The sequence below is a fragment of the Salicibibacter cibi genome (genome assembly GCF_016495865.1).
GTDB classification, from domain to species: Bacteria; Bacillota; Bacilli; order Bacillales; family Marinococcaceae; genus Salicibibacter; species Salicibibacter cibi.
Genome location: NZ_CP054706.1, coordinates 3,105,590 through 3,120,987, shown reverse-complemented (window position 1 = coordinate 3,120,987; position 15,398 = coordinate 3,105,590). Strand labels below are relative to the sequence as shown.

The 15,398-nt window shown below is 45.3% G+C and carries 13 protein-coding genes, 2 pseudogenes and 1 other annotated feature; of the genes and pseudogenes, 6 read left to right on the top strand and 9 right to left on the bottom strand.

The window, feature by feature from the left end; genetic code table 11:
• Positions 1-530: 530 nt before the first annotated feature.
• Positions 531-733 (top strand) — a binding site (T-box leader).
• Between the two features lie 41 nt (positions 734-774).
• The 3 genes and pseudogenes from tyrS to HUG20_RS15450 form a co-directional block, all read left to right on the top strand.
• Positions 775-2,016: a tyrosine--tRNA ligase gene (tyrS, locus tag HUG20_RS15455; RefSeq protein WP_200085586.1), complete on the top strand. Its 1,242-nt coding sequence runs from the start codon at positions 775-777 to the stop codon at positions 2,014-2,016.
• A 418-nt stretch (positions 2,017-2,434) separates the two neighbouring features.
• A pseudogene (locus HUG20_RS20015) lies at positions 2,435-2,607 on the top strand (RNA-guided endonuclease TnpB family protein); the annotation flags it as partial.
• Positions 2,608-2,814: 207 nt separating this feature from the next.
• Positions 2,815-3,375 (top strand): annotated as a pseudogene (locus HUG20_RS15450) (RNA-guided endonuclease TnpB family protein); the annotation flags it as partial.
• A gap of 174 nt (positions 3,376-3,549) precedes the next feature.
• Here HUG20_RS15450 and HUG20_RS15445 read toward each other — a convergent pair.
• From HUG20_RS15445 to HUG20_RS15430, 3 genes are all read right to left on the bottom strand, one after another.
• Positions 3,550-3,744 (bottom strand): hypothetical protein, encoded by a 195-nt coding sequence (locus HUG20_RS15445; protein WP_200085585.1) that lies wholly within the window; start codon positions 3,742-3,744, stop codon positions 3,550-3,552.
• Positions 3,745-4,112: 368 nt separating this feature from the next.
• A complete protein-coding gene (locus HUG20_RS19225; protein WP_246476442.1) occupies positions 4,113-6,710 on the bottom strand; it encodes a flavin-containing monooxygenase in 2,598 nt (865 codons plus the stop codon).
• Positions 6,711-6,983: 273 nt separating this feature from the next.
• The gene (locus HUG20_RS15430; protein ID WP_211199989.1) at positions 6,984-7,259 is read right to left on the bottom strand and encodes a hypothetical protein; all 276 of its coding nucleotides are present in this window, start codon (positions 7,257-7,259) and stop codon (positions 6,984-6,986) included.
• A gap of 161 nt (positions 7,260-7,420) precedes the next feature.
• Here HUG20_RS15430 and HUG20_RS15425 point away from each other — a divergent pair, with 161 nt between their 5' ends.
• A complete protein-coding gene (locus tag HUG20_RS15425; RefSeq protein WP_200085583.1) occupies positions 7,421-8,830 on the top strand; it encodes a hypothetical protein in 1,410 nt (469 codons plus the stop codon).
• 58 nt (positions 8,831-8,888) lie between these two features.
• Here HUG20_RS15425 and rpsD read toward each other — a convergent pair whose 3' ends face one another.
• The gene (gene rpsD / locus HUG20_RS15420) at positions 8,889-9,491 is read right to left on the bottom strand and encodes a 30S ribosomal protein S4 (RefSeq protein ID WP_200085582.1); all 603 of its coding nucleotides are present in this window, start codon (positions 9,489-9,491) and stop codon (positions 8,889-8,891) included.
• Between the two features lie 295 nt (positions 9,492-9,786).
• Here rpsD and deoC point away from each other — a divergent pair, with 295 nt between their 5' ends.
• Positions 9,787-10,443, top strand: a complete 657-nt coding sequence (gene deoC / locus HUG20_RS15415) for a deoxyribose-phosphate aldolase (RefSeq protein ID WP_200085581.1) — start codon at positions 9,787-9,789, stop codon at positions 10,441-10,443.
• 530 nt (positions 10,444-10,973) lie between these two features.
• Here the strand turns inward: deoC and HUG20_RS19625 are convergent.
• The 4 genes from HUG20_RS19625 to HUG20_RS15400 all read right to left on the bottom strand — a co-directional run bounded on the left by HUG20_RS19625 (position 10,974) and on the right by HUG20_RS15400 (position 13,309).
• Positions 10,974-11,105 carry a hypothetical protein gene (locus HUG20_RS19625; protein ID WP_281392435.1) on the bottom strand — a complete coding sequence of 44 codons (132 nt, stop codon included), beginning with the start codon at positions 11,103-11,105 and terminating at the stop codon, positions 10,974-10,976.
• A 122-nt stretch (positions 11,106-11,227) separates the two neighbouring features.
• Positions 11,228-11,611, bottom strand: a complete 384-nt coding sequence (gene panD / locus HUG20_RS15410) for an aspartate 1-decarboxylase (RefSeq protein ID WP_200085580.1) — start codon at positions 11,609-11,611, stop codon at positions 11,228-11,230.
• Complete coding sequence (panB, locus tag HUG20_RS15405) at positions 11,611-12,462, bottom strand: 3-methyl-2-oxobutanoate hydroxymethyltransferase (RefSeq protein WP_200085579.1); 852 nt, start codon at positions 12,460-12,462, stop codon at positions 11,611-11,613. The genes panD and panB overlap by 1 nt, the downstream gene beginning before the upstream one ends.
• 361 nt (positions 12,463-12,823) lie before the next feature.
• Positions 12,824-13,309, bottom strand: coding sequence for a GAF domain-containing protein (locus tag HUG20_RS15400; RefSeq protein WP_200085578.1), 486 nt, complete (start codon positions 13,307-13,309; stop codon positions 12,824-12,826).
• 148 nt (positions 13,310-13,457) lie between these two features.
• On the opposite strand from HUG20_RS15400, the gene refZ reads away from it, so the two are divergent.
• Positions 13,458-14,096, top strand: coding sequence for a forespore capture DNA-binding protein RefZ (gene refZ / locus HUG20_RS15395; protein ID WP_200085577.1), 639 nt, complete (start codon positions 13,458-13,460; stop codon positions 14,094-14,096).
• Positions 14,097-14,539: 443 nt separating this feature from the next.
• On the opposite strand, the gene hisJ is transcribed toward refZ, so the two are convergent.
• A complete protein-coding gene (gene hisJ / locus HUG20_RS15390) occupies positions 14,540-15,373 on the bottom strand; it encodes a histidinol-phosphatase HisJ (protein ID WP_200085576.1) in 834 nt (277 codons plus the stop codon).
• Positions 15,374-15,398 lie beyond the last annotated feature (25 nt).

Genomic DNA, 15,398 nt, shown 5'->3' with positions numbered 1-15,398 from the left:
TTTTGTCACAACCCATGCTTTCAATAGACATGGAATTGTTGTAATTGAAATGTGCGCAAATAAAAAGGAATTAATAAAAGAGTATGTAATAAGCGGCTATTCAAGGAACTGAATTTTCTGATTTCATGCTGATTGCGAATAATTTTATGAGCTGTTGAGTAAATAAATTCTATTTCAAAATAATCGGATAAATAAGTCGTATATTCGTAGGGGCTCAACAACGAACAGCATGAGAAGGCATCAAGAACGGGAATCTCAATCGATGAAGCTGTGCTATACGAATGTTCCCCTACGGTAGCTCAGCTATTTTCGCATGTTTAAAAAGCGTTGCCGCGGAGGGATGCCATACGATAAAACCTAGCTAGACCGATGAATAGCGTTTCCTACAACGAAAAAGAGGGCAAGATTTTTTTTAAAACGATATTTCGGCATCGCAAACCATCTGAACTTTTTTATGCGTCAGTCGTGTTTGCCCATGCATCCATTTGACATTCTGTTTCTTTTTGTGCTATAAAAAAAGCATTCATAGGAAACAAACGGTGAAGGCAACGAAGTAGTTGGTTGCGCGTTGTTCCAGAGAGTCGGCGGTGGCTGCGAGCCGATGCAAACGCAAACGGTGAATTACATTGCCGGAGTTTTCTCGGATAGAAGAACGTAATCTCTGCGTTAAAGAGCCGAGGTGGAAGACAAAGGTCTTCAACAAGGGTGGTATCGCGACAAGTTCGTCCCTTTATTTGGGGCGGGCTTTTTTTATTTTTACGAGGAGGAATTGAGATGTCGGAAGAATTACAAGCAACACCGGAACAACAAAAAGAAATTGATGATCAAGTCGAGGCTTTGCAAAGAGGGGTTGTGGAAATTATCCCCGAGGATGCTTTTCGAGAAAAAATCAAAAAAGCCGTCGTTACAGGAAAGCCATTGAAAATCAAACTGGGAATGGATCCGTCAGCTCCTGATGTCCACGTCGGGCACACGGTCGTTCTGCATAAGTTGCGGCAATTCCAGGAATTTGGCCATGAAATCCAAATGCTTATTGGAGATTTCACTGGAAAGATCGGGGACCCGAGCGGAAGAAGTGAGACGCGAAAGGTTTTAACCTCCGAGCAAGTGGCGGAGAACGCACAAACGTATGTGGAACAATACGGAAAAGTGCTGGATATGGATAAGGCAATGCTTTATTATAACTCGGAATGGCTAAGTCAATTAATGTTTGAAGATGTGCTCAAATTAGCCGGCAATTTGACGGTTGCCCGAATGCTCGAGCGTGAGGATTTTCATAATCGTTACACTTCCAATCAACCGATCTCAGTGCATGAATTTTTCTACCCGTTAATGCAAGGCTATGATTCCATTGCGATGGATACCGATATCGAGGTAGGGGGCACGGACCAAACGTTTAATTTACTTATGGGCAGGCAACTTCAAGAAGCTTACGGCTACGAAAAACAGGTTGTGCTAACCTTGCCCCTCATCGAAGGCCTGGATGGCGAACGAAAAATGTCAAAGTCCCTGAACAATTACATCGGCGTTGATGAAGCACCAAATGAAATTTTCGGAAAAGCGATGTCGATCCCGGATGATCTCATGATCAAATATTATAAGCTCGCCACCGATGTTCCGCTTGCAGATATTGATCAACTGGAAAGAGACCTTGCCGATGGCATCATTCATCCCCGTGATGCTAAGCAACGATTGGCGGCTAAGTTCGTGGCGATGTACCATGGGGAAAAAGAAGCCGAAGATGCACAGCGTTATTTTCAAACCGTCTTCCAGAAACGGGCACTTCCCGACGATATGCCGGAGGTTGAGTGGAAAGGGGAAAAAGCGGTATCGATCATTGATCTTCTCGTTGAACTGGACATGCAGCCCTCGAAGGGTGAGGCACGCAAAATGATTCAAAATGGTGGCGTGAAAATAAACGAAGAAAAGGTGAATGATATTAAAACAGAGGTCAGCGTTGAAGATGGCATGATCATCCAAGTCGGGAAGCGGAAGTTTACGAAGTTAAACGTTTAAAGGTAAACAAAAATCAGCATTTTTATGGCACAAAACAGTCGGATGACGCTATCATAATCAAGATTTGGAACTTTTATTCTACCTCCAGTGGACGCCATTACATGTATGAAATGCGTTGTTTTATGGCGTCATCACTATCCGATGACGCCATAATATGCTAGATTCTGTAGATTCATGGCACACAAACGATTGCAATCTGACATAAATGGGAAACACACTTTTTAGCGACATTATCTTGGTCACCAATGAATATCAAGACAATATTTTTCATCGAAAGTAACCATATGTATGATAGAATATGCTCATGTGCGGGCAATTTTGGCATATCCCTGAAAGAAAGGGGGTGTTGCCATGTCGGTATTTTGAAGCCCTAAAATTAGCCATTGCTTTCGGTATGTTTACAGAATTTTAAGCGAATGAAAAATTCCCTTCTGCCATTGTTAACCAAACCATCCGAGAGGTGAAATCCAAGAAAAAGAACCAAAAAACAGACCATTTTCGTTCTTTTTGGTGTGGATTCAACAATCAAAATTGCGACATTGAAAAAGAAAATGGTGGGTCAACACTAAAACCTATGGTTGACAAATAGGTGTAATTGATGATAATCGCTACGGAAAAACACTACGCTTTCCGTGGGCCCCAAGCTCAGCCTCCTCGAAAAAAGAAGTTCGCTTTTTTCTGCGGGGTCTTCCCACTGCGCTTTCCCACAGGAGTTTCCGTGTTTTTCCTCCGCTAGCTAGTGTAAATACCATAATTATTCACTTGTATCAACCATAGATTTTGACGAAGAGCCAAAATGGTTTGTATAAAATTTCTTTTCCTACATTGGAAAAAAGAGTTGGCGTTCCTGTTGTAGCAGAAATCTATCAGCAACATTGGCTGGATAAAATATTAAGAGGAGAGGCGAAACAAGGTGCCACCGAAAAGTCCAAGAATAAAGAGTCTCACTGGATGAAGGACGTCAATCACAAAATCAGCCGTCAAATCGTTGATTTCACTCAGGAGAACGGTGTTCACCTGATTCGAATGGAAGATTTGACAGGCATTCGGCATACTGCAAAATCGAAAAAAGAAGCAGGACGCAATCTTCATCGATGGTCTCACTATCAATTGCAAACGTTTATCCAGTATAAAGCAGAAATAGCCGGCATTGAAGTGGAATATGTTGTGCCAAACTACACATCGCAAACGTGCAAGTGCGGGTATAAAGCGAAAAATAACCGCAACAGAACTAAATTTCGGTGCAGGAAGTGCGGATACGAAACGCATGCAGACCTAAATGCGGCTAACAACATTTCAAAAGCGATTTCAGGTATTTCCGAAGGGAAAAACACTAAGAAAGCTAAGGAAGCATCTTAAAACTAGTGTTGTGGTAAAAGCAAGACCGCCTGTAAGGTACATATGCACCATGGGTGCATAGAACAAAACAGGACGAGGTGATGGCACACCTCTTAACTAAAGGCTAGTTCAAAACAGAAATGGATTGCGAACGTAATAGCACTTTAGAATCCTACTGCTTTAGCTGTGGGAGTGTCAAGTTAGCCTTGCTGACCTTAGTGTGGCTAATGCCGGCAAATTAGGGATTGCTGAACAACTTGCGGCTATCAGCTGAAACCGGGATGCCGCTTCCATGGCTTCGCTTTCCGCGGACGAACGGTCAAGCCTCCTCGCGGCGCTGCGGGGTCTTGACGCGTCCGTTTTTCCGCTGGAGTCTCGCCATTGCAGCACCGTCCCTCCGTACGTTGCCAGAAGTGCAAGGGTTTTTTTGTTTATAGGATGGATTTCCTTACATCCAGCTTTAACAACACCAACGGAAAATGCTTATGTGCCAGTCTTTTTCCGTTATTCAGCAGTCCCCAAATTAAAAAACTTGGCTTTTCGCCAAGCTTTTATGGCGAAAGCCTTCGTTGCACTTATGCAGGTAAGAAAGTTGATTTATACTTTCTATCTGCCAAAATGATAGCCCCTCATCAGTCTTGGCGGACGTGTGAGGGGCTATCTCTCTAACATTATAGCCAAATGCCCAAGCAGGCATTTTCATTATACGTTGTAGCTGTTTTTAATATACTACAAACGTTCGATTATCTGCAATGGGTTCACATCGTTTCAACGACATCGAAAGCACGCTTCAACGAAGAGGAAACCTGGTCGAGTGCATTTTTGCCTTGTTCGATCGCACCCGGCATCCAGCAGAATCCATGGATCATTGCATCATATCGAGTCGTTTCGACGGGGACATTTGCGGCTTTTAAACGCTCGGCATAAGCTTCTCCTTCATCACGCAATGGATCGAATCCGGCTGTGATGACGAATGCCGGTGGAAGCCCGCTAAGATCATCGGCTAAAAGTGGTGATGCGTACGGTTTTTTACCATCATCCTCGTCACGGAGATAATGACTCCAAAACCATTGCATCATCGCTTTTGTTAAAAAGAAGCCGTCAGCATTTTCCTCGTAGGCGTTAGTATCAAAGGCGTGATTTGTTACAGGATAAAGCAGGATTTGCTGGACAATCGCTGGTCCACCTTTGTCCCTGGCCATCATTGCGACAACGGTAGCAAGATTTCCGCCGGCACTGTCACCGCCAACTGCGATCCTGCTCGGATCGACTTGAATGGTATTTGCATCGTCTGCAACCCATTTTACGGCAGCATATGCATCTTCGATTGCCGCGGGAAATTTATGCTCCGGCGCAAGCCTGTAATCGACGGATACGACAACACAATTCGTTTGGTTCGCAATTCGGCGACAAGGGACGTCAACGGTCACTAAATCTCCGATGACCCAACCGCCGCCATGATAGTATACGAGTGCAGGGAACGGGCCCTCGCTGTCGGGTGTATAAATACGGACAGGTATTTCTCCATCGGGGCCGGGTATTGTTTTGTTCGTAACATTTTCCACTTTTTCGGGAGGCCCTGCCAAAGGGCTAAAATTTGCCGATGCTCGCGCCTCTTCCGGCGAAAGCATTTCCATAGGCGGCCCACCTAAAGCTTTTAATTGTTCCAAAACAAATTGTGCTTGCGGATCAAGATTTGCGTCTCGATTCATCGCCTTATCTCCTCCTGCTTTTGTTTTTTGAGAAGCTGATAAGAAAGTAAAGCCCTCATAGCCTTTAGAAGCAACGCGATCACAAATTTGCCGATATGGGCCAACGCCACCTGCGAACGCGAGAAACTCCCGCGGCTTTCCTTCTATATTTGCGCCCATGTACCATGAATCTGTTTTTGATAGAAGAGTCATATTCGCAATCGACTTGCATTGTTGCGCCCACATCTGTTCAGCTTCCGCGTCTGCCTCAATCGTTGCATTATGTTCTGAAAGATATGCAAGACAATCCACAATCCAGTCGACATGCTGCTCGATTGAAACGATCATGTTGCTGAGCACAGACGGACTTTGCGGACCGGTAATCATAAACATATTAGGAAAACCTGATGTTGCTATCCCCAAGTATGTCTGCGTCCCCTCGGCCCACTTCTCATTCAGTGTTACGCCGTCTTTTCCTTGAATGTTCAATTTGAGTAAAGGGCCCGTTAACGCGTCAAAACCAGTCGCGAAAACGAGAATGTCTAAATCATACTCTGAGTTCGACGTCCGCAATCCATTCGGAGTGATTTCTTCAATCGGTGCGGAGCGCAAATCAATGAGGGAAACATTCTCACGGTTATACGTTTCAAAATAGCCAGTATTAAGAATCGGCCTTTTCGTTCCGTAGTAAAAATCAGGCATGAGTTTCTTTGCCGTTTCCGGATCATGAACCGTCTCGTTTATCTTGGATCGGATAAATTGAGCCACGGTTTCATTTGCTTCCGGTGTAAAGGCTATATCACTATACGTATACAAAAACGAAAATAATCCGCCATCCTGCCAAGCTTTTTCGTAGGTCCGCTGTCGTTCTTCGGGTGAATCTTGATCGGTTGAACGGGTACGGGCGGAGGAGGGGACGCCATGCATCGATGCATACATCGCCTGTCTAATCTCGCTGAAGTTTTCTTTTGTTTTCTCAATCGTTTCTGAATCGAGCGAATGGTTATGCGCCGGGCTGCTATATTGCGGTGTGCGTTGGAAAACGGTGAGGTGACCGGCTTCTTGAGCAATGACCGGGATCGCCTGAATGCCGCTCGATCCTGTTCCGACGACACCGACCCGTTTGCCTTTGAAATCGACTTTGTCATGAGGCCATTCGCCTGTGTGGTACAGCTCCCTTTGAAAATGATCAATGCCTTTAATGTTCGGGATGTTGGAAGCAGAAAGGACACCAACAGCCGGAATAAAGTAGGTTGTCATTACTTTGCTGCCGTTTTCCAATTCGATGTCCCATTTTTGCGTCTTCTCATTATATTTCGCGGACGTCACCTCTGTTTGCAATTGAATGTCCTTGCGAAGGTCAAGTTTATCCGCCACAAAGTTAATATAGCTCAAAATTTCGTGTTGTTCCGCATACTTTGAAGACCACGTCCACTCATTCAGAAGTTCTTCGGAAAACGTATAGTTGTAATAAATGCTTTCGATGTCACAACGGGCTCCGGGGTAGCGGTTAAAATACCACGTTCCGCCAATGTCCCAGGCCGCCTCGTATACTCGAGCCGAGAAACCGGCTTCCCGCAAACGATGAAGCATATACAAACCGGAGAAACCTGCACCAATAACGATGGCATCATATTTTTTCGAGTGTTGTTTAGCAAATGACATGTCATTTGCCCCCTTTTAAGATGAATGTATACTGAGTAATGCAAACTTCCGAACATATATATATAGCTGAATGTTATGACTTTTCAATAATTAGGAGATTCGTAGACTTGTAACTGATCGTATTTTGCTAATGGAAGTCCGATAGCAAAAAAAGTAAGCGATTTTAATAATTGTAACATGTTAATCATGGACCGACAATCCTATAAATCAGCGTTTTCATGGATGATGCAATAGGGAGAGTAAGGCGACGATCGCACAAAAATTGAAGAAATATTATTTCTCGCAGGAGAAACACCCCGGGGAGGGTCTAAGAATGCCTGAAACCCTTGCGATGGTGTTTTGTTTTTTGGTGCTCTCAGCTATCATGGGGATAGTGACTTCATTACATGGAACGTAAATAGGGATTGCTGAACAACTTGCGGCTATCAGCTGAAGCCGGGATGCCGCTTCCATGGCTTCGCTTTCCGCGGACGAACGGTCAAGCCTCCTCGCGGCGCTGCGGGGTCTTGACGCGTCCGTTTTTCCGCTGGAGTCTCGCCATTGCAGCACCATCCCTCCGTACGTTGCCAGAAGTGCAAGGGTTTTTTTGCTTATAGGATGGATTTCCTTGCATCCAGCTTTAACAACACCAATGGAAAATGCTTATGTGCCAGTCTTTTTCCGTTATTCAGCAGTCCCTAAATATGAATGACCGCAAGGAGAATGACAAGATGAATCGTATTGTACAGTATGGTTTTACGATCAGCATTCTTTCTTATGCGATATTGTATCTCTTTTCTTTTTTTATGGGAAAGGGATGGATGTTGCAGCTGATGTCTACAAGCGGAATGTTGGCGTTGCTCTTTGCCCTTATCCTGCTAAAACCTAAGAATAGTCCGGTTCCTTATTTTTTAACGATCGCTTCTATACTTATTGGTTATGTTACATTAGGCAGCGAATTATGGATGCAACTATGGGAAGGTATCCGGGAAATGAGGGGGATAATCTTGCTTCTCCTAGTTATCCCGATGATTAGTTGGGTGCTCCGTGAAGAAAATTATATTGAAGCCTTAATCGGCTCTGCGAAAAACCTGTTAAAAACGGGCAAACGGTTCTACACCGGTGCCATGTTTATTACCCAATTTGTTGCCTATTTTCTTTTGTTTAGTGCGATTCCGGTACTCTTTCAATTTATTCAGGTATTGTTAGGGAACAAAAAAGACGAAGACTGGGAATATTTTAAAGGTACAGCTTTATTGCGAGGTTTTGGGCTCAGCACGATCTGGGTGATCAGTATTCCCAGCGTGGTGTTTATCATTGAAAGTACCGGTGCTTCATTAGGTTTCACATTGTTCCAAGGATTTTTTATATCCATTTGTGGGATCTTGTTGTCCCTTTTGTTTATGATCGTTCATGAAAAAAGAAGTGGATTGGATTATACAGCAGGTATTTTGCATGAGCTGCACCAAAACATGCCCGTGAATGAAACGAAGCGAAACCATTCCTTGGCACGTGAATTCGTGTTATTGTTCCTCACCCTTTTCGGTCCGGTATTAGTGATCAATCATTTTCTGGACTGGGGATTGCTGATGATTATTTCGATGTGTGTTCTTGTTTGGTCATGCTTTTATTATGTGATAAAAAAGAAATGGCTTCATTTGAGGCAACATTGTATGAATTATTTGCGAAAGGAAGTCTCTCAGAAGTCGCAGGAACTGGGGATTATGCTCTCGGCCGGTATGTTAATTAACGTTTTTATTGCCTCTGGAGGAGGAACATGGGCCGTTAACACAATTATTCATATATCGGATTCTACATTTATTCATATGTTTTGGCTTCTGCCTTTCCTTGTGATTTTTTTAGGTTTTATCGGACTTGGACCATTAACGGTCATGGTACTCGTTGGTGGTATTTTCCAAGGTGTTAACTTACCCTATCCCCCTGAATTAATTGTGCTCAGCTTGACGCTGGGAAGTGCAATTACGGTTTTTTTATCTCCGTTTATATTACCATTAATCGTTTTGAGCCAATCCAACCATTTAGCCTTGTGGAAAAACGGATTAAAGTTTAATTTGGGTTATTCGGTAGCTTTTTACGTCATGGTGCAGGTTTATTTGTTGATTATGCTCTGGCTGTGGTAAAAGTCAGCGCCTGATTAAAAAACAACCTCCTAGGGCAGGAGGTTGTTTTAGGATTTTTTTAACGTGAATACCACTCAACGATGAGGGCTTCGCTAATTTCAGACGGCAATTCCGAGCGTTCCGGCAGGCGTGTGAATGTGCCTTCCAATTTGTCTCCGTCGAAATTAATATATTCCGGTTCGAACGCCAAAGCTTCGCGTGCGTCCGCAATCACACTCATGTTGCGGGATTTTTCGCGAACACCGATGGTTTGCCCCGGTTTCAACGTATAAGACGGAATGTCTACACGGCCACCGTCCACAGTGATGTGGCCATGGTTCACGAGTTGGCGAGCACCCTGGCGTGTACGAGCAAGTCCGGCGCGGTAGACGATGTTGTCCAAGCGACTTTCCAGCAAAATCATGAAGTTTTCGCCGTGAACACCTTTCATTTTCCCGGCTTTTTCAAATGTGCGCACGTACTGACGCTCATTTAATCCATACATATAACGAAGCTTCTGCTTTTCCCGAAGCTGCAAACCGTATTCACTTAATTTTTTTCGTTGGGTTGGGCCATGCTCACCCGGTGGGTAAGGGCGTTTTGCCAATTCTTTTCCCGTTCCGCTAAGCGAAACGCCTAGACGGCGGGATTTCTTCCAGGTTGGACCTGTATAGCGAGCCATAAAAGCTCCTCCTTTATCACGTTTAATGGCGTGAAAAAGAACAACGGCAGGCAATCTTTCATAACGCTCATTTTGCTTTCACACATCTTCGCTCCGACAGCCGGGAGTTACGGGATGTACCTCGAAGGATCAGCCGCAGTCGAGGAACAAAATGGATGGGTGCACGTTATGCGTTTACCTTGCTGTCTTTTAACACAACTTATATTGTATAGCGAATGCATAGCAAAGTCAACCGGCGGTTTGCCGCGAGATTAGGAAATGTTATATTGAAAATAAAAAAGAGAGGCAGATAAAAATGAAGCAGAACGAACTAGCCGCATATGTTGATCACACCCTCCTAAAACCGGAAGCGACGAAAGTTGATATTCTTACTTTATGTGACGAAGCAAAGGAACATCACTTTGCAACCGTCTGTATCCCGCCGTATTGGGTGACGACAGCTGTACAAGCATTGGATGGAAGCGGGGTAGGTGTAACAACGGTCATTGGTTTTCCGCACGGCATGAATATATCGGGTGTGAAGGCCTATGAAACGGAGAAAGCCATTGAACAGGGCGTGTCAGACGTGGATATGGTCATCAATGTCGGCGCTCTGAAGTCAGGTGACGAAGATGGCGTTCGAGCAGACATCGAGACAGTCGTAAGCGCGAGCGGCGGCAGGGCGCTCGTAAAAGTGATTATCGAGACAAGCCGATTGACCGATGAGGAGAAGAAAACTGCCACCCGCCTTGCTTTGGAGGCAGGCGCTGATTATGTGAAAACATCGACTGGTTTTCACACCGCGGGAGCAACGCTTGCTGATATCAAATTAATGAAAGAAGTCGTAGGTGAAAACGGAAAACTTAAAGCAGCCGGCGGCGTCAAGACTGCGGATGACGCAAGAGCCTATATCGAAGCGGGCACCGACCGGATTGGGACGAGTTCGGGAATCGCGATTGTGACGGAGAATTGATAAAGTGGGCAACTCGCTAAAAGCTCTCCCTGGATTTTTAGTGTATAAATCCTGCATTCATAAAGACCGCAAATGTTCCATGTCCGCGGAGCAATGGACCGTGCCCCTGCAAGAGGGGAAACAGCTCAGTAGAAAGAGAAGATGAGTGTCAGCACACCAACAATTAATGATCCACAGGCGTAGCTTGCCATAGGATCGTTTCCGGCGTGAAAGTGAACCGTTCGCTCTCTTGAGAAGTCGATCATTGCATAAACTAACTACTGCAGAATGGCTGAACGAAGGAATCACCCTCAGCAAGGACGCTTTGGGATGATTCCCCAATAATGTGCGAAGGAAAGCCCATCGTCCTTGAAAAGAGAAAAAACTTCAATTTTGGGGACGCAGGGAGGGTTCAACTTTAAAAAGATGAATCAACGAAAGCGGGATTTCTGGAAAATAGTTAGGGATTGCTGAACAACTTGCAGTTATCAGCTGAAGCCGGGATGCCGCTTCCATGGCTTCGCTTTCCGCGGACGAACGGTCAAGCCTCTTCACGCACAACCGGCGCTGCGGGGGCTTGACGCGTCCGTTTTTCCGTTGGAGTCTCGCCATTGCAGCACCGTCCCTCCGTACGTTGCCAGAAGTGCAAAGGTTTTTTGCTTATAGGATGGTTTTCCTTGCATCCAGCTTTGACAACACCAACGAAAAATGCTTATGTGCCAGTCTTTTTCCGTTATGTATCTATTTTTTTCAATATCAACGATCCTACTTAAAAACCCACCCGGTTCTCGGGTGGGTTTTACGTTCATAACACCGTGGATGCAGGCTCTGTATCCAGCATCTCCGCAATGTTATTATTTTCGTCCATAATCGCAACCTTCGGTCGGTGATTTTGTGCGGCATCGTCTGGCATGAGGGCGTAAGATAGTATGATGATGACATCGTCCGGTTGCACAAGCCTGGCGGCCGCGCCGTTCAGACAGATGTCCCGCTTCTCGCGAGGCCCTTTAATAACGTACGTTTCAAATCGTTTGCCGTTGTTATTGTTTACGATTTGTACTTTTTCATTGTCTATCAAATCCACCGCGTCCATTAAATCTTCATCGATGGTAATGCTGCCGACATACGCAAGATTGGCCTCCGTCACACGTGCGCGATGCAGTTTTGCTTTCATCATGGTGCGAAACATTATTTCCCCTCCGTTGCAAACTGCGAGCCGTATAATCCCTCGAGTTGTTCTTCTTTCATCGTAAATGTGTTTGCCGCTTCCGGAAATGCGCGGGATTTAACATCGCTGACGTAGTTTTCAAGGCCTGCTTCGATATGCGGCGATATATTTGCATATTGCTTCACAAATTTTGGCACATGTTCGGATTCGTAGCCGATCACATCATGGTAAACGAGCACTTGACCGTCAGTTTCCGCTCCGGCGCCAATTCCGATGACCGGAATGTCCAAACGCTCGGCAACGAATGCGCCAAGCTGTTTGGGGACGCATTCAAGCACGACGGCGAAAGCACCTGCTTCTTCCAATGCATGTGCTTCCATGATAAGGTGTTCTGCTTCCGAGGAGTCTTTGCCTTGTACTTTATAGCCGCCGAGCACGCCGACGGATTGCGGCGTTAATCCCAGGTGGCCCATGACTGGAACGCCGGCTTGCACAAGTTTTTTCACGGTATCCGCCACTTCGATGCCACCTTCCAATTTCACGGCATCAGCGCCGGCTTCCTGGAGAAGGCGTCTGACATGGCCGGAGGTTTCGGGAAAATTTCCATGGTAAGAAAAGAAAGGAAGATCCGTAACGACAAATGTATCACGCGCTCCCCTTTTTGCCGCCTTCGTATGAAGGATCATGTCATCGACAGTGACCGGAATCGTGGAGTCGTAACCAAGCACAACCATACCTAAAGAATCGCCGACCAAAATTAAATCAACACCTGCACGTTCCGCGAGGCGAGCGGAAGGCGCATCATACGCCGTGAGCATGGCAATCGGCTCCCGGTCTTTCTTCATTTTTTTAAATTGAGCTGTAGTTTTCATCTTTCTTCCCTCCAGTTTCATGTGTTCCAAGAACCTGCATGAAACGGCAAAAAGCCTTCTTCCAAGGGATGAAGGCAGAAAGATAGCGCATACGAAAAAGCAATTTTATCATGCTGTCCAGGTCCTTTTAGAGATCCAAGCAGCTAAGCTTTTTGCATGTTCCCACTACACATCGGTGCCGTTCCTCACAGATACAGCCCTTGTAACCGTAGTATAGCATGAATTTGCTCGTTTTTGTCTGTTTTGTGTCAAAAAAATATGGTCAGTGTTAGGGTTCATCGATAGATCAGCCGAAATTTAGAATATATCAGCCGAATTAGCCGATTTATCAGCCAAGCAAAGATCTCCGCTCGCCCTTATCTCAACCGCGGATAAATGGCGCTACCCGCTGCACAAACTTTTCCAACAATACCCCTTCCTCTTCTGAAAAACGGCCAATGTCCGGAGAGTCAATGTCGAGCACGCCGAATAGCTCACCGTCAATTATGATCGGAACGACGACCTCTGATTGGGACTGAGCATCGCAGGCGATATGTCCGGGGAATTGATGAACATTTTTCACGACTTGTGTTTTGCCCGTTTCAGCAGCAGTGCCACACACGCCATTTCCGACTGGGATGCGAATACAGGCGGGAAGTCCTTGGAACGGCCCGAGAACGAGCTCTCCTTCTTTGAATAGATAAAATCCTACCCAATTGACGCGATCGAGAAATTGATTTAAAAGTGCGGTAATGTTGGACAAATTGGCGATTTGATCTTTTTCATCGCTCAGTAACGCTTCTCCTTGCTTGCATAATTGTTCGTATTTTTTCTCCATATTTTTGCTGTATGTTACAGGTTCAAACATGTTTCTGACCTTCTTTCTTTTGTTGAATGTCTGGAATTATTATAACATGCCGAAAACCCTTATAAGTAGTCGAAAAGTATTTACAGGAACACGCAAGAGAGAGGCGAATATAGCATAGAGAAGGTTAATATGAATGGAGGCGACGAAGATGGCAGTAAACCAAGGCACGAAAGACAAGGTCGCCGAAGCAGCAATAGACTTATTTATGACAAAAGGGTACAACGGAACTTCTGTACGTGCAATAGCCGATCGTGCAGGGGTGAATGTTGCGCTTATCTCTTATTATTTTGGCGGAAAAAAAGGGATGTTGGAACACTTGCTCAATGATTATCTTGAAGGCTATTTAAAAGAACTTGAAAAAGCATCTGAAAGCACGACAGATAGTTATCAGAGGTTACTTGCGATCATTGAATCAGCCCTCGAATTTCAGCAAGAGCACCACCGCATGGCGAGACTCGTTTTACGAGAGTTAACGCTCGATTCCATCCTCGTTCGTGAAGTGATGGCGAGCTATTATATGAAAGAAAAACACCTTTTAACGCAAGTGCTGGAACAAGGAAAAAAAGAAGGTGTATTTAAGGGGATGCGCAAGGAATGGGCGATTCTGCATTTGCGCGGGATGGTTACGATGCCGTTTTTGCATGCTCAGCATATCCGGGAAGTTTTCCATTTGGAACCGCGCAATCGCACATTTTTAAATCATTATATGTATCATGTGCGTCATTTTGTGGAAATACAAATTTGTGAGAAACAACCATCACCACCGCCAATGATGATGTTGTCCTGACAAATGAGGCTGGGACAGAAGGAAAATGCTAATGGACGCTAGAATAAACCGTAAAAATAAAACCGCGTGAAATCAAGGTTTTAAAATTTGATTTCACGCGATTTATTATTTTTACAGGATTATGTTCCAACCTTGTTCTAGTGGTCTGTTTCAGAAATCCTCCCTTTGCTCGTCATACACTCTGAGAGGAAGGGGAATTATATCGTTTGTCTTGTCCCCCTGGGAGCAGTATGCTCTCCGTAGGGGGACTACTTCGCTTTTCTTGTCTTCTCAAAGCAGTTCGTCCTCCGTCCGAGGGAGCGCGCTGTCGTCCCTAACATATTCACTTCCCGGTTCTTCATTTAAAAGTGCCAACAATGCAGATGCATCCGGTACCAACTCTTATTCATTCTCGTATTCTTCCCGTCGTTCGGCAATCAGTCTGTTGCTTATTATTCGCAGAATCATTTACGTGGGTATCTTCCCGGCATTCCAAGTTTCATCTCCGGCAACTCTTCTGTCCCTTGTCCGAGCCCGTCCGGGTGATGGGCGTCGGAGCCGTAGACGAGCGGAATTCCCATACGTTCGGCTTTTTCAATGATAGCTACCGGTGGATAGGGTTCTCCGCACAACGGTTTGACGACGCCGGCACCGTTGACGTCCAATGAGAGTCCTTCTTTTTTGGCCGCTGACAAGATCGCTTCAAGCCATTGTTCATCATTGGGCAGTGCGAATTTTTTCCGGAATTTTCGCGCCAGGCTCACATGGCCGAGGCGGTTTGGCTTATATTTTCCAAGGTCGAATGAAATGGAGCGCAATACCGTTTCATAGTAACGGCGGACGAGTGGATCGATGCCTCCTGCTTGCTTCGCTATCGCCCGGAAGGTTTCTGCGCTGTAATCAAGCAGCCCATATGCCTCCTTCGTGTAAATAAAATGCACCGAAAGAATCGCATCATCAAGGATTGGGCCGTATTCATCAAGAAATGCCTTCGTCTTCGTCTCAAACCCTTCAATAAAATCAATTTCCAGACCAATGAGAATGGTGATGTTTTTTTTATAACGCTCCCGTACGTCTTGAATCGTTTTGATGTATGCCTCCAAATCGGAGCGCAACATTCCGCTGTCTTTTTTCGGTGTCGGATCGGGGAAACCCTCCGGCAGAGGGGCATGTTCGCAAAAACTGATGCTTCTGTACCCAAGTGTGATTGCGGTTTCGACATATTGTTCCAATGATGCATCGCTTCCGTGTGGGCAAAATGGCGTGTGGACATGCCCATCATATTGGATATTTTCCATTGAATTTGCCTCCAAACGTTTCCCA

Coding starts and splice junctions, on each gene's coding strand:
- rpsD (WP_200085582.1), bottom strand. CDS start 9,491: ATGGCTCGCTATACAGGTCCAACCTGGAAGAAATCCCGCCGTCTAGGC.
- panD (WP_200085580.1), bottom strand. CDS start 11,611: ATGTTTCGCACCATGATGAAAGCAAAACTGCATCGCGCACGTGTGACG.
- tyrS (WP_200085586.1), top strand. CDS start 775: ATGTCGGAAGAATTACAAGCAACACCGGAACAACAAAAAGAAATTGAT.
- hisJ (WP_200085576.1), bottom strand. CDS start 15,373: ATGGAAAATATCCAATATGATGGGCATGTCCACACGCCATTTTGCCCA.
- HUG20_RS19625 (WP_281392435.1), bottom strand. CDS start 11,105: ATGCAAGGAAAACCATCCTATAAGCAAAAAACCTTTGCACTTCTGGCA.
- HUG20_RS15400 (WP_200085578.1), bottom strand. CDS start 13,309: ATGTTTGAACCTGTAACATACAGCAAAAATATGGAGAAAAAATACGAA.
- HUG20_RS15425 (WP_200085583.1), top strand. CDS start 7,421: ATGAATCGTATTGTACAGTATGGTTTTACGATCAGCATTCTTTCTTAT.
- HUG20_RS19225 (WP_246476442.1), bottom strand. CDS start 6,710: ATGTCATTTGCTAAACAACACTCGAAAAAATATGATGCCATCGTTATT.
- panB (WP_200085579.1), bottom strand. CDS start 12,462: ATGAAAACTACAGCTCAATTTAAAAAAATGAAGAAAGACCGGGAGCCG.
- refZ (WP_200085577.1), top strand. CDS start 13,458: ATGGCAGTAAACCAAGGCACGAAAGACAAGGTCGCCGAAGCAGCAATA.
- deoC (WP_200085581.1), top strand. CDS start 9,787: ATGAAGCAGAACGAACTAGCCGCATATGTTGATCACACCCTCCTAAAA.